Origin of the sequence: Pseudomonas cerasi (assembly GCF_900074915.1) — a bacterium.
Taxonomy (GTDB): domain Bacteria; phylum Pseudomonadota; class Gammaproteobacteria; order Pseudomonadales; family Pseudomonadaceae; genus Aquipseudomonas; species Aquipseudomonas cerasi.
The window spans coordinates 3,652,386-3,666,418 of the sequence record NZ_LT222319.1; the positions used below are offsets into that span (position 1 = coordinate 3,652,386).

Annotated in this window: 9 protein-coding genes and 1 pseudogene; 6 read left to right on the forward strand and 4 right to left on the reverse strand. The window is 61.8% G+C overall.

What is annotated here, in order from left to right:
• Window positions 1-51 precede the first annotated feature (51 nt).
• From PCPL58_RS18735 to PCPL58_RS18745, 3 genes are read left to right on the forward strand one after another with little or no spacing between them, the layout of a single operon-like run.
• Window positions 52-1,224 (forward strand): efflux RND transporter periplasmic adaptor subunit, encoded by a 1,173-nt coding sequence (locus PCPL58_RS18735; protein WP_065350135.1) that lies wholly within the window; start codon window positions 52-54, stop codon window positions 1,222-1,224.
• A complete protein-coding gene (locus PCPL58_RS18740) occupies window positions 1,225-3,198 on the forward strand; it encodes a MacB family efflux pump subunit (RefSeq protein ID WP_065350136.1) in 1,974 nt (657 codons plus the stop codon).
• Window positions 3,199-3,205: 7 nt separating this feature from the next.
• A complete protein-coding gene (locus PCPL58_RS18745) occupies window positions 3,206-4,594 on the forward strand; it encodes an efflux transporter outer membrane subunit (RefSeq protein ID WP_065350137.1) in 1,389 nt (462 codons plus the stop codon).
• 23 nt (window positions 4,595-4,617) lie between these two features.
• Here PCPL58_RS18745 and PCPL58_RS18750 read toward each other — a convergent pair.
• The 4 genes and pseudogenes from PCPL58_RS18750 to pvdP all read right to left on the reverse strand — a co-directional run bounded on the left by PCPL58_RS18750 (window position 4,618) and on the right by pvdP (window position 10,222).
• Window positions 4,618-5,368 (reverse strand): annotated as a pseudogene (locus PCPL58_RS18750) (SDR family oxidoreductase).
• Window positions 5,369-5,448: 80 nt separating this feature from the next.
• Window positions 5,449-7,068, reverse strand: coding sequence for a GMC family oxidoreductase (locus PCPL58_RS18755; RefSeq protein WP_065350138.1), 1,620 nt, complete (start codon window positions 7,066-7,068; stop codon window positions 5,449-5,451).
• 237 nt (window positions 7,069-7,305) lie between these two features.
• On the reverse strand, window positions 7,306-8,256 hold the full coding sequence (locus tag PCPL58_RS18760; RefSeq protein ID WP_065350139.1) for an AraC family transcriptional regulator: 951 nt from the start codon (window positions 8,254-8,256) through the stop codon (window positions 7,306-7,308).
• 331 nt (window positions 8,257-8,587) lie between these two features.
• The gene (pvdP, locus tag PCPL58_RS18765) at window positions 8,588-10,222 is read right to left on the reverse strand and encodes a pyoverdine maturation tyrosinase PvdP (RefSeq protein ID WP_044308422.1); all 1,635 of its coding nucleotides are present in this window, start codon (window positions 10,220-10,222) and stop codon (window positions 8,588-8,590) included.
• 182 nt (window positions 10,223-10,404) lie between these two features.
• Between pvdP and pvdM the strand changes: the two genes are divergently transcribed.
• From pvdM to pvdO, 3 genes are read left to right on the forward strand one after another with little or no spacing between them, the layout of a single operon-like run.
• Window positions 10,405-11,799 (forward strand): pyoverdine-tailoring dipeptidase-like protein PvdM, encoded by a 1,395-nt coding sequence (gene pvdM, locus PCPL58_RS18770; protein ID WP_065350140.1) that lies wholly within the window; start codon window positions 10,405-10,407, stop codon window positions 11,797-11,799.
• The gene (pvdN, locus tag PCPL58_RS18775; protein ID WP_065350141.1) at window positions 11,792-13,072 is read left to right on the forward strand and encodes a pyoverdine-tailoring periplasmic protein PvdN; all 1,281 of its coding nucleotides are present in this window, start codon (window positions 11,792-11,794) and stop codon (window positions 13,070-13,072) included. Before pvdM ends, pvdN begins: the two co-directional genes overlap by 8 nt.
• Window positions 13,073-13,117: 45 nt before the next feature.
• Window positions 13,118-13,984 carry a dihydropyoverdine dehydrogenase gene (gene pvdO, locus PCPL58_RS18780; RefSeq protein ID WP_065350142.1) on the forward strand — a complete coding sequence of 289 codons (867 nt, stop codon included), beginning with the start codon at window positions 13,118-13,120 and terminating at the stop codon, window positions 13,982-13,984.
• The last annotated feature ends 49 nt before the right edge of the window (window positions 13,985-14,033 follow it).

Sequence of the window (14,033 nt, forward strand, 5' to 3'; positions counted from 1 at the left end):
TCTCGTGGCCGTCGTTCACCGACCGACTGATCTCCCAGCGCAGGAATCTGCATGAAACGCTCTCGACATCCTCGCCGCGCCCTCCTGGTGGCGCTGTGCCTGTTCCCGGTCATTGCCGTATGCGCCTGGCAGATCCTGCCCGACAGCAAAAGCAGCGCCGCGACCGTGACGGTGACCCGCGGCACGATCGAAAACAGCGTCACGGCGCTCGGCACCCTGCAGCCGCGCAGTTACGTGGATGTGGGCTCGCAGGCCAGCGGGCAGATCATGAAAATCCATGCCCAGGTCGACGATCAGGTCAAGGAAGGCGACTTGCTGGTCGAAATCGACCCTTCGACGCAAAAGGCCAGACTCGACGCCGCACGCTACGCCATCGATAACCTCAAGGCGCAATTGCAGGAGCAGCGTGCGCTGCACGAACTTGCAGAACAGAAGCAGCAGCGCCAGAAGCGCCTCGCTGCAGGCGGCGCCACACGAGCCGAGGACGTTCAAGCTGCGGAATCGGAATTTCGCGCCACCCAGGCACGGGTCGACATGTTCAAGGCGCAGATTCTCGAAGCTCAGGCCGCGCTGCGCAGCGACGAAGCAGCGCTGGGCTACACCCGTATTTTCGCGCCCATGAGCGGCACAGTGGTCGCCCTCGATGCACGTGAAGGCCAGACGCTGAACGCGCAACAACAGACCCCGCTGATTCTGCGCATCGCCCGCTTGTCACCGATGACGGTCTGGGCCGAGGTCTCGGAAGCCGATATCGGCCATGTCAAACCCGGCATGACTGCCTATTTCACCACCTTGAGCGGCGGCAACCGGCGCTGGAGCAGCACCGTGCGGCAGATCCTGCCGGTGCCGCCCAGGCCGCTGGATCAAGCCAATCAGGGCGGCGGCAGCCCGAGCAGTTCGCGCAAGAACGGCGGTGGCCGTGTGGTGCTGTACACCGTGCTGCTGGACGTGGATAACAGCGATCAGGCGCTGATGGCAGAAATGACCGCACAGATATTCTTCGTCGCCGAAAAAGCCGAGAACACCCTCACCGCGCCACTCGCGGCGTTGCGAAACGGGGCGCAGGCCGATCGGCAGACCGCCCAAGTGCTATCTGCCAATGGTGAGGTGCAGAACCGTGAGGTGCGCACCGGCATCAGCGACCGTCTGCGAGTGCAGGTACTCGATGGACTGAATGAAGGTGAGCGCCTGCTGGTGCCCGCCTCTGTCGGCAGCGGAGGCTGAATGCGCACGCCGCTGATCGACCTGCGAGGCATCCGCAAATCCTACGGCGGAGGCGACAGCCCACGGGTCAACGTGCTGCGCGGCATCGATCTGTCGATTCATGCCGGTGAGTTCGTGGCGATTGTCGGCGCTTCCGGGTCCGGCAAGTCGACGCTGATGAACATCCTCGGCTGCCTGGACCGCCCGACCTCGGGCGAATACCTGTTCGCCGGGGAAAACGTCGCCGAACTGGGCAGCGACGAGCTCGCCTGGCTGCGCCGTGAAGCGTTCGGGTTCGTGTTTCAGGGCTATCACCTGATTCCGTCCGGCTCGGCACAGGAAAACGTCGAGATGCCGGCAATCTACGCCGGGACGCCCGCCGCAGAGCGTCACGCGCGGGCCGCCGCCCTGCTCGACCGACTGGGCCTGGCGTCGCGCACCGGCAATCGACCGCATCAGTTATCCGGCGGCCAGCAGCAACGGGTTTCCATCGCCCGCGCCTTGATGAATGGCGGGCACATCATCCTCGCCGACGAGCCCACCGGTGCGCTGGACAGCCACAGTGGCGCGGAGGTGATGACCCTGCTGGACGAACTGGCCAGCCAGGGCCATGTGGTGATCCTCATCACCCATGACCGGGAAGTGGCGGCGCGCGCCAAACGGGTCATCGAAATCAGCGATGGGCTGGTGATCAGTGATACGGCTCGAGATGCTTCTGACGTGCAGCGCTCAGTCAATCCGGGCACGCTGCAGGCGGTCGACCTGCGCAAGCGCCTGAGCGAGGGCAGCGGCAGCCACGGCGCCTGGCAAGGCGAGCTGCTCGAGGCGGTTCAGGCGGCGTGGCGCGTCATGTGGATCAATCGCTTCCGAACCGCGCTGACCCTGCTGGGCATCGTCATCGGCGTGGCGTCGGTGGTGGTGATGCTGGCCGTCGGCGAAGGCAGCAAGCGTCAGGTCATGGCGCAGATGTCCTCGTTCGGTTCCAATATCATTTACCTCAACGGCAAGGCGCCCAATCCGCGCGCGCCGAAAGGCGTCATCACCCTGGAGGAAATCGCCGCGCTGGGCCAGTTGCCCGAGGTGAAAATGATCATGCCGGTCAACGGCGGCCAGGCCGGGGTGCGCTACGGCAACGTCGATCACTCCAGTTACGTCGGCGGCAATGACACGCACTTTCCGGCGATCTTCAACTGGCCGGTGGTGGAAGGCAGTTATTTCAGCGAAGCGGATGAGCAGAACGCAGCCGCCGTCGCAGTGATTGGCTACAAGGTTCGCCAGAAACTGTTCGGCGAGCATAACGACCCTGTCGGCCAGTACATCCTGATCGAAAACGTGCCTTTTCAGGTGGTCGGCGTGCTGCAGGAAAAAGGCGCCACGTCCGGCGATCTGGACAGCGACAATCGCATCGCCATCCCCTACTCGTCGGCCAGTATCCGCCTGTTCGGCACGCAGGACCCCGAGTACATCACCATCGCCACCCGTGACGCCAACAACGTCAAACAGGCCGAAACAGCGATCCGCGACCTGCTGCAACAACTGCATCACGGCAAACAGGATTACGAACTGACCAACAACGCCGCGATGATCCAGGCCGAAGCACGCACCCAGAACACCCTGTCGCTGATGCTCGGCTCGATTGCCGCCATTTCGTTGCTGGTCGGTGGTATCGGCGTGATGAACATCATGCTGATGACAGTGCGCGAACGCACCCGTGAAATCGGCATCCGCATGGCCACCGGTGCGCGACAGAGCGACATCCTGCGGCAGTTTCTCACCGAGGCTGTGATGCTTTCCGTGGTCGGCGGGCTGGCCGGTATCGTGCTGGCGCTGGGCATGGGCGCAGCGCTATTGCTGAGTAAGGTGGCCGTTGCGTTCACCCTGCCGGCTGTGGCCGGGGCGTTTGCCTGCGCCCTGATTACCGGCGTGATCTTCGGCTTCATGCCGGCCCGCAAAGCTGCCCGCCTCGACCCGGTCGCGGCCCTCACCAGTGAATGATCGATCAATGAAGCCTAGCCTTTGCGTTTTGACTGCCTGCCTGTTGCTGAGCGCCTGCCAGACGCCTGCTCCGCCGCCGGACAGCGGCATCCAGCCACCGGCAAGCTGGGCGTTTGCCGCAAACGCCGCCGCACAGCGCAGTGATATCCGTTGGTGGCAGCAGTTCGGCAGCCCACAGCTGAATCGTCTGATCGAACAGGCCAGCCTTGACAGTCATGAAGTCGCTGCAGCGATGGCACGGGTTCGTCAGGCACAGGCAAGCGCCATTATCGGCGGCGCGCCCTTGCTCCCGGAACTGGCCTTTGACCTGCGCGGCGAACGTAACCGGTTCCTGCGCAACAGCGACCGCAAGGCCAACCCTTCCGACGACAACAACACCAACAACTTCACCAGCGACCTGACCGCCAGCTATGAGGTGGATTTCTGGGGAGGTATCGCAGCGGGACGCGACAGCGCACTCCAAGGGCTGCGCGCCAGCCAGTTCGATCAGGCGACCGTGGAGCTGACCCTGCTGGCCAACGTCGCCGATCGCTATGCGCAAACCCTGGCGGCGCGCGAGCAAGGGCGGATTGCCGAACTGAATCTGGCCAACGCCCAAGACGTACTGCGCCTGGTGCAAACCCGCTATGAATCGGGCTCAGCTACCGCCCTCGAGCTGGCGCAGCAAAAAAATCTGGTTGCGGCCCAGCAGCGTGAACTGCCCCGCGTTCAGCAACTGGCCAACGAGCAGTTAATCACCCTGGCAGCCTTGCTCGGTCAACCGGTGCAGAATCTGCACCTCGCGGATCAGCCCTTCGACACCCTGAACTGGCCGGACATCGGCCCCGGCCTGCCCAGCGAACTGCTGACCCGCCGCCCTGATCTGGCCAAGGCCGAGGCTGACCTGGCGGCGGCACAGGCCAATGTCACCGTCGCCCGCGCCGCCATGCTGCCAAAACTGACCCTGAGCGCCCGGCTCGGCACCGAAAACACCCGCGCCGAAGACTGGCTGCGCGCACCGTTCAGCAGCCTCGCTGCCGGGCTGATCGGACCGATCTTCAACAATGGCCGTCTGGCCGCCGAGCGCGACAAGGCCACAGCGCGTCAGGAAGAACTGCTGGAAACCTATCGCGGCGCGATCATCAACAGCTTCGCCGACGTGGAAAAAGCCCTGAACAGCATTCGCGGCCTGGATCAACAGCGCTACTGGCACGAAGAAGAATTCAAACAGGCGCAAACCGCCTTCCGCATCGCCCAAAGCCGCTACCAGGAAGGCGCCGAAGACCTGCTCACCGTACTGGAAACCCAGCGCACGCTGTACCTGGCGCAGGACGTAAGCGTGCAGTTGCGGCTGGCACGGGTGCAGGCGAGCATCGCGCTGTACAAAGCGCTGGGCGGTGGCTGGCAGGTGCGCTGAGCGGGCTTCAGGCCCGCTATTCCTCAAACTTGCGCTTTGCCCCCGTCTACACACATCTCGATACCCGCAATGAAACTGCTGTCGTCGCAGGCAAGAAACAGCGCGGCCGCGGCCACTTCCTCAGGGCGGCCAAGACGGCCCAGTGGAATACCTCTGATCAGCGCTGCTTTCATTTGAGCGACGTGCTCTTGCGCAAGCCCTTCCAGGCCCATGATCGGCGTGTCGATCGGGCCCGGGCTCAGTGTATTGACGCGAATACCTCGACTTTGCAGCTCGGCTGTCCAGGTTCGGGCAAACGAGCGTATGGCTACCTTTGTAGCGCTGTAAGTGCTGCAGCCCGAAACGCCCCTGTTGGCGGCAATGGACGAATTCAAGATGATCGAGCCGCCGTCGTGCATCAACACCAGTGCCTTTTGCACGCTGAACAACAGGCCTTTGACGTTGGTATCAAAAAACCTTGTCGTAGTGCGCCGCATCGACGCCATCGATGGATTGCATTTCCATAATGCCGGCGTTGGCGAAGAGCACGTCAATGCAGCCTTTCTCGCGCCTGACCACTGCGTAGAGTCGGTCCAGATCGTCAAGACTGGACACATAGCCTTGTACGGCTGTCACGTTACGACCTATACGTGCAACGGCCTCGTCCAGCTCGGGCTGACGTCTACCCGTGATAAACACATAGGCGCCCTCTTCCACAAAACGCTGGGCGGTCGCAAGACCGATGCCGCTGCTGCCGCCGGTAATCATCGCAATTTTGCCTTGAAGCCTGCTCATGATGATGCTCTCGAAAAGGTGAAAGTCAGCGAGTACCCACCGGGCACTCGCTACATGATCTACGGCATGGATCAAATTATTCAGGACTTGCCAGTGAGCAGACTGCCCAAGCGCTCCCCGATGATCACGCACGGGGCCATGGTGTTGCCGGTGGTTACTCGCGGCATGATTGAGGCGTCCGCGACCCTCAGATTGTCGATGCCATAGACGCGCAATTGCGCGTCCACCACCGATAACTCATCAATACCCATTCTGGCCGTACCGGACTGGTGCCAGACGGTCGATGCGGTGTTGCGCACGAACGACTCCAGATCCTTGCGGTTCATCTTTCCGGGCATCACCTCACGGCGTACAAACGGGCGCAGGGTCGAGCTGTTGCCGATCTCTCGGCAAAATTCGACTGCACGCACCAGCGCCTGCAGATCTTCGGGTTCGGCAAGCGCACCGCTGTCGATTCTCAGTGCGTCCCGGTGCCCGCCGCCAGACAACGTGATCGAGCCACGGCTTTTGGGCCGTACCAGCCCCGGCAACAAAGACCATGCGCTGGCCGGAGGGTTGAACGTCGCCTGCGCTTCAAACGAGGCAATGGGCATTTCAGCGAGAAAGGTCTGGATGTCGGGTACATCGAGCGCCGGATCACTCTTCCAGAAGAACGTCGATTCCCCGGCGTTGTTGCGCGCCGCATGAGCCTGTTCGTATTCCCAGATGCACCCCGAGACCATGATGTGGTCCTGATAATTCTGGCCGACACCCGGCAGATTCTCTAGCGGAGCGATACCATGCCGAACCAGTTGCTGCGCATCGCCGATTCCGGACAGCATCAACACCTTGGGTGTGTTGATGGCACCCAGTGACAGCACGACTTCCTCTCGTGCTCTGAAACTCATGATCCTGCCTTCATGAATGACCTCGACCCCGACCGCTCGCTTGCCTTCCAGCAACACGCGCAATACATGGGTGTGGGCCAGGACCGTCAGGTTGGGCTGCGCCATCAGCGGGTACACATAACTGCGAAAAATCGAACGGCGACGACCGTTTTCCAGACACATATTGACCAGTGCCGCGCCACCCGCGCCCTCCATCATCGCGCCGTTCTGGTCATCGAAAACAGGCATTCCGAGCTCCGCCACCGCTCCCAGCATGGCTGGTGCAATCGGGTTGGGATCAGGCGCAGGCTGCACGAAGACCAGACCGCCCGTGCCTCTGCGCAGTGCGTCTGGCGTACCCTGCCAGTTCTCGATACGTCGATAGGTGGCGAGTGTCGATTGATAATTCCAGGCCGGATCACCTGATTCGCTGGCAAAGTGGTCCCAGTCACTGCTGTGCCCGCGCGCCCAGACCATCACGTTGATCGAGGATCCACCGCCCAGCACCTTGCCCATCGACAAGGGAATGGCCCGGTTATTGAGGTGCGGGTTGGGTTGTGCCTGAAACTGCCAGTCGCGCTCGGTGCCCAGGTTGGTGAACCAGATACTGGCATCGGTAACACTGGGCACATCATCGGTGCCGCCTGCCTCCAGGAGCAGAACACTGACGTCGGGATTCTCTGCCAGACGCCGCGCAACGACCGACCCGGAGGTGCCGGAGCCACACACGATGTAATCGTAAGCGCCCTTCAGACTGGCTTTCAGTCGCCGCTGATTGTCTTCAACACGACGTGCAAAGTCTGCAGTGTCGGTTGCGCCGGTATAACTTTCCATAAGAGTGCCTTTGTAAAACTTCCATGAATTGACGGCGCAAAACTGCCGGGGCCAATCGCGAAAGATGAATAACGGTGGGCTGTGACCGATGCGTCAGCGCAGCAGCCATTGAGATGAATCAGTCACTGAATGACAGGATCGATTCTAGGGCGCAGACGGCGTATCACCGTTATCTGCAAGGCGCGTGAGGGATGTCCACAAGGCGCTTTCAACTGATAAGGCGAGAGCAGAAGTTGCTCAGTTGAAAGTAGCCCGAACATGCGAGGGGCAAATACCGAACTGTGCCCGGTAGGCGCGACTGAAATGCGCTGCCGTGGTGAAACCGCACTGCCAGGCAACGTCCTGAACACTTGGCCGAAGCGTGCGGGTCGAACTGAGCAATTGCTGTGCGTGTTGCAGGCGGATATTCCAGACATCACGCATCACCGTCGTCTCCTCACTCCGGAACAAGCGTTGCAAGTGCTTGACTGAAACATGCACGGCACCGGCAATGGCCGCGCAGTCGAGTTCGGTGTCACTCAAACGCGTGTAAATGTAACGTCTGGCGCGCAACAGCACGACATCAGTGCTGCGCGAAACTGCCTTGTCGCCGGGGCCGCCCAGCATGGCGTCAATCAGCTCCAGCAATTGTCTGCCCATCAACTCGCGTATGACCAAGCCAGGGGCCGCCTGTTGCTGCGCGATGCAGTGGATCAGGTCACGGGCTGCGCGTATGTCTGCCGACTCCATGTCGGCAACCATCAGCCCCGGCAACGAATGCCTCAGGCCCCGATCGCGCAAACTGGACTTGGGAATGCGCAATACGGTCATTTGCCCATGCTGGGTAAACGACTCCTGAAAGGATTGCCCGGGATCGATGAAGAACATGCTGCCAGCCATGAAGCGATGTTGCTTTCCGGCTTCGTCGATATCGACATACCCACCGGTCATAAGCTTCAGATAAAGCCATTCCCCCTGCCAGCAATCCTGTTCTTCTCCAACCGGGATCAATACCAGAGATTTCAGATCAGCCTGCGTGACACCAATAGCCCCCAGGCTCCAGCTTTGCGCTGTGGAGTTGCCTGACAGGGTTTTATCGAACTCACAGTAAAGCCCGTGATGCTTCAGCATGACCTCAGACCAGTTGCCACCGGCATCGGGGCCCAGATCAAAGTGAATGTTGTTCGCGTCAAAAATTCCGGGTGTCATGAAAGGTGTTCTCGAGGGCGCAAGCAAGGAAGGGATGAGAAACGGCCGAACATCCAGACAGCTTGCGACCTGGCGCCACCCTACGCCTTTTGTTCGAGAATCAGGGGGGCATTCATGAAATATCCGACAGAGCGGAGTGCGTTAGGCTCTGTACGAAAAGTCGGCGAGCGAAGGTCAGGCAAGGCAAAAACAGGCGAGGAACGGCCGGGGTCGCGTTCGACTCTACGTGTTGTAAATGAGCATTCCGATTGGACTCGCATCCGAGCCTGTTTTTAACGCAGCATCACCGAGCGCAGCCACTTTTCGTACAGAGCCTAGGAGCCAGCGCTGCTCAAAACCACCTCTCCGGCAGCAGATTCCGTGCATACCAGGGCCGGCGCGGCACGCGGCGTAGCAGGTTGCTCAGTTTGTCATCGGCCGCGAAGGTGATGCGCAGCGCCAGCTTCATGACTTCCGGGTCCATTTCCATGGTCGTGCCTGCAGTCTGGCCGGGCACTGTGCTGCAACCGTGCGTTTCAGGCCCCAGCCACGGGTCGCTGACATTCACCCAGCGGCCTGGCGCAAACCACGGTACGCCGTTGACTTGCAGGCGCTTCACTTCGCCCGGATGAAAGCGCTCATGGGCGCGGAACCAGTCCTCAATGCGGTCGTCAATCCAGCCATGGAACATCCAGAACACCGGGTTCACGTGCGATGAAAACGGGTCGGCAAGAAAGTCGTTTTCCGGCTCGAACCAGCGCTCGGCAAAATCATCCGAACGACGTGCCATCGGCACCGGCTGCCCGTTGGCCGGGTCGCGGGCCACCGAGGCCCAGCGCATGTGCAGCCAGTCGTGCAGCTCCAGTTCGACCTGCGAACCAAACTGGCCCAGGGTCAGCTTCGACAAAAAGCGCGGATCGCGATACTGCGATTCCCAGACCTGAAAATGCGTATGAAACGTCTCGTGGCTTTTGATATCGCTGACCAGCTGTGTGTATTCCTCGTCACCATGCGCCAGCCAGTTGGGCGGCAGCGAACAGCCGTCGTGATTGTCGAAATAGCGGGCAAAGCCCAGGCGGTCGCGTTCCAGCTCAGGCTGCGGCAGCGGAAAACGCGGCCAGGACGGCAAATCCTGAATCCTGCGTGCCTGGATCAGCATGTGCCGGTGCATATAAAAGAAGTCTTCACCCGAGCCGTTGCGGTCCTTGTGCGGGCCACGCGCATCGCGCTCATGGTCACGCGGCCCCGGCTGCCAGCCGATGCCGCGCAGGGCGTTACGCTTGTCTTCGGGCAATTTGTGCCACTTGTCTCGCGAGGCATGCCAGAGCTGATGGAACAGACGATGCTCCCTGGAAACCAGCCAGGCCAGAAACGGCGGACTCAGGCCCACCCTTTCCCGCGCTTCTGGAAACACCTGTTTGATCGCAATCAGACGGTTTTCCAGTTCCGGCAGGGCCAGCGGTCGGTCAAGACGTTCGATACGCCCGCTCAGGGTGCCGCTGCCGGCGTTACCGAACGCACCCCAGACTTCATCGAGGGTCAGGCTGAATTCGTAATCCGGGTTGTCGCTGTGCGGATCATTGCCGGCATGGCCGTCCATGACCCGCAGGTAGAGTCTTGCGGCATTGGCCGGTTGCAGATCGCCAATCACCCGAAAGCGCGGCAGCGCATCGCCGCGCAATTGCCCGGCCGTGTCGATATAGCCGCGCAGGCCGCGACCACGCGGGGCGATGTCGAGAAACATTTCCAGGCCTTCGAGCGGCGCACCGCTCAGTCCGGCATCGCGCCCTTCGAAGCGCAGAGTCCACACACCGCGCAGCTTGTCGGCCAGGCGCTGGGTGGCGGTATCGGCAGGCCCCGCCGTCGCTTCGCCCGGCGTTTCCGGCAGGTCGACCCGGGTGAGTTCCCGATGCGCGTAATACGCTGCCGGAACTGCCGCACCGGTCAGCGCCAGACCCGCTATGAACCCTCGTCGAGAAATCGTCATTACCCTACCTGTTCCAGCCCCGAGACAGCCGTTATCCAAGCTAGAACGTAAACCCGGCAGACAAATTTAGCGCTGCACACACATCCATGAGCCCGCGCTAAATTTCTCGGTGATCCGCTCGTTCTCCACCAGATAGCAACAGCCGTCGCAGGCTGCGCAACGGTTAACCACACGAGACGGAAATGACAAGATCGCGTTGGAAAAAAGCTCTCTTCATCGGCCTGCCACTGGCCCTGGCGATCAGTGCAGGTACGGGCTTTCTGGCCTGGAATTACTGGTCGCCAGCAGGCTACCCGGTCAAGGTCATGCAGCAGGCCGACGACCTGCAGGAGCGGATCATTTCCTTCGACAGCCACATCACCGTGCCGATGAAATTCGGCAGCGAGGGCAACGAAGCCGACAAGGACGGCTCGGGGCAGTTCGACCTGGTGAAAGCCGCGCGCGGACGCCTGTCCGGTGCAGCGCTGACGGTATTCGGCTGGCCGGAGATCTGGAACGGCGACAACGCCCCGCATCGCCCGACACCCGGTTTCGTCGACGAAGCACGCCATCAGCAGGAAGTGCGCTACCGGATCATCAGCGGGCTGGTGCGCGATTTCCCCAATCAGGTCGGCATCGCCTACACCCCGGACGACATGCGCCGCCTGCACGGCGAAGGCAAGTTTGCGATCTTCATCAGCATGCTCAACGCCTACCCGCTGGGCAATGACCTGAGCCTGCTGGACCACTGGGCCGCACGCGGCATGCGCATGTTCGGTTTCAGTTATGTCGGCAATAACAGCTGGGCCGATTCTTCACGCCCCCTGCCCTTTCTCAATGACACGCCCGACGCTCTGGGCGGCCTGTCGGAGATCGGCAGGCAGGCCGTGCAACGCCTCAATGACCTGGGTGTGATCATCGACGTGTCGCAGATGTCGAGCAAGGCGCTGCAACAGGTCAGCGAGCTGAGCCGCACGCCGATGGTCGCCTCGCACTCGGCGCCGCGTGCGCTGGTGGACATCCCGCGCAACCTCAGCGACGAGGAACTGCAGCTCATCAAGCGCAGCGGCGGTGTGATGCAAATCGTGGCGTTCCCAGCCTATTTGAAGCCGCTGACCCAGAAAACCCAGAACAAGCTCAATGCGCTACGCAAGGACTTCGACCTGCCACCGCTGCCGAACCTGGCCATGGCGCTGATGCCCGGCGACCCGATCATCACCGTCTGGCCGGAGCAACGCTTCGGCGCCTATGCCAGCAAGCTGTACGCGATTCTCGAGGAGGAGCCCAAAGCCACGGTCAAGGATTTCGTCGACACCATCGATTACACGGTCCGCAAAATCGGCATCGACCATGTCGGCATCAGCTCCGACTTCAACGATGGCGGTGGTGTGAAAGGCTTCAACGATGTCAGCGAAATCCGCAACGTGACGGCCGAATTGATCGAGCGCGGCTACGCCGAAGCGGATATCACCAAGCTCTGGGGCGGCAACTTTCTGCGCGTCTGGGAGCAGGTTCAGGCGGCTGCCCGTCCGGATGTGAAACACATGAATCTCTCAAACGCCGCTACCCGACCCTCAGGCGCAGACGCTCATGACTGATCGCAGAACCTTTCTCAAACAGGCCGGAGTGCTGGCCGCAGCCCTGCCACTGGGCTCCGGTCTGGCAACAGCGGCCATGACGCCAGCCACTCAGCCGGCCTCCACGGATAAATGGACGCGCCTGAAACAATTGTTCAATCAGGACCCGGACTACGTTCACCTCTCGAATTTTCTGGTCACTTCGCACCCCGCACCGGTTCGCCAGGCCATCGAACAGCATCGCGCGCATATCGACCGCAATCCCGGTCTGGCCATGGACTGGGACCTGGGAGAGACCGAGCGCCGCGAACACGAGGTTCGCGTCTGGGCGGGCAAGTACCTGAAGGCCCAACCCGGCCAGATCGCCCTGACCGGCAGCACCACTGAAGGCCTGGCGATCATCTACGGCGGTATTCATGTGCGCCCGGATCAGGAGATTCTGACCACCGAACACGAGCATTCCTGCGTCCGCGACATCCTGAAATTCCGCCAGCAGCGCGACGGCACGCAGGTTCGCAAGATTCGCCTGTTCAAGGACCCGGCTACCGTCTCGGTCGACGAAATCATCGGCTCCATCGCGCGCAGTATCCAGCCGAAGACGCGCGTGCTGGGCATGACCTGGGTGCAGTCCGGCAGCGGCGTGAAACTGCCCATCGGGGCCATCGGCGATCTGGTCGAGGAACACAACCGCAACCGTGACGACCAGGACCGCATCCTCTATGTGGTCGACGGCGTGCATGGCTTTGGCGTCGAGAACCTCGACTTCCCGGAGATGAAGTGCGACTTCTATGTCGCCGGCACCCACAAGTGGCTGTTCGGTCCACGCGGTACCGGCATCGTCTGCGCCCGCTCGGAACAGGTCAAGGACCTCACGCCGCTGATCCCGACGTTCTCGGAAGCCACCGGTTTCAGCACGATCATGACGCCCGGCGGCTACCACTCGTTCGAACACCGCTGGGCGTTGAACGAGGCCTTCAAACTGCACCTGCAACTGGGCAAGGCCGATGTGCAGGCACGTATTCACCAGCTCAACAGTGACCTCAAGCAGCGCCTCAAGGCCCAGCCCAATGTCGAGCTGGTGACGCCCATGGATCCTGCGCTATCGGCGGGCTTCAGCTTCTTCCGGCTCAAGGGCCAATCGTGCGACGACGTGGCGGCCTGGCTGATGAAGCAGCGCATGGTCGTTGACGCGGTGAGTCGCGACGTCGGCCCGGTGGTGCGCACCGCGCCGGGACTGCTGAACAGCGAAGCCGAAATCGATCGCTTCATGACGCTGCTCGCCCGACGCGCCTGACACGCCTGCACCGTTCACCTGTTCCGTTTTCCATCGAGACCCGTCATGAAAAAAACATTGCTGCCCCTGTACGCCCTGATAGGCCTGTTGCTATGCGGCACCACCCTCGCCGCCACGCCCGCTGCGGTGCCCGCGCCCGGAAAAGTGTTCAAGGACTGCAAGGACTGCCCGGAAATGGTCGTGCTGCCTGCGGGCACCTTCACCATGGGTGCGCCCGAAGAGGAACTGGGTCGTCAGCCGGACGAAGGCCCGCTGCACGACGTGACCTTCGCCAAACCCTTCGCCATCAGCCGTTTTCAGGTGCTGAGCGGCGAGTGGAATGCCTATATCAAGAGCTCCGGCTACACGATGCCGGATGGCGATACCCGGCCAGGCCGCGAGTGCAAGGCCGGCAAGCCGCGCTACCCGCTGAGCCCGCGTCAGCCTGCAGTGTGCATGGACTGGAACGAAGCCAAGGCGTATGTCGAATGGCTGTCGAAAAAGACCGGCAAGTCCTACCACATGGTCAGCGAAGCCCAGCGCGAATACGCGGCACGCGGCGGCAGCAAGGGTTCGTTCCCGTTTCCGATGGACGAAGGCAAGCCCTACAGCATCGCCAAACATGCCAACACTTACGGCCCGGAAGACGGCTTCAGCTACACGGCACCCGCTGGCAGCTACAGCCCCAACGATTTCGGCATCTACGACGCCCACGGCAATGTCTACGAATGGACTGCCGATTGCGAGACCAGCAACTACAACGGCGCGCCCACCGATGGCAGCGCATGGCTGGCCGGTGATTGCACCTGGAAGATGATTCGCGGCAATGACTGGACCGAAGCGCCGATCTTCTCGCGCTCCGGCAACCGCAACAGCCGCCAGCCGGATGTACGGGGTGACTGGCTGGGTTTCCGGGTCGCCCGCGACCTTTGACCGATTTCATGCGCCCCCTCGGCCGGCGATAGCCCACGCCGCACTCACG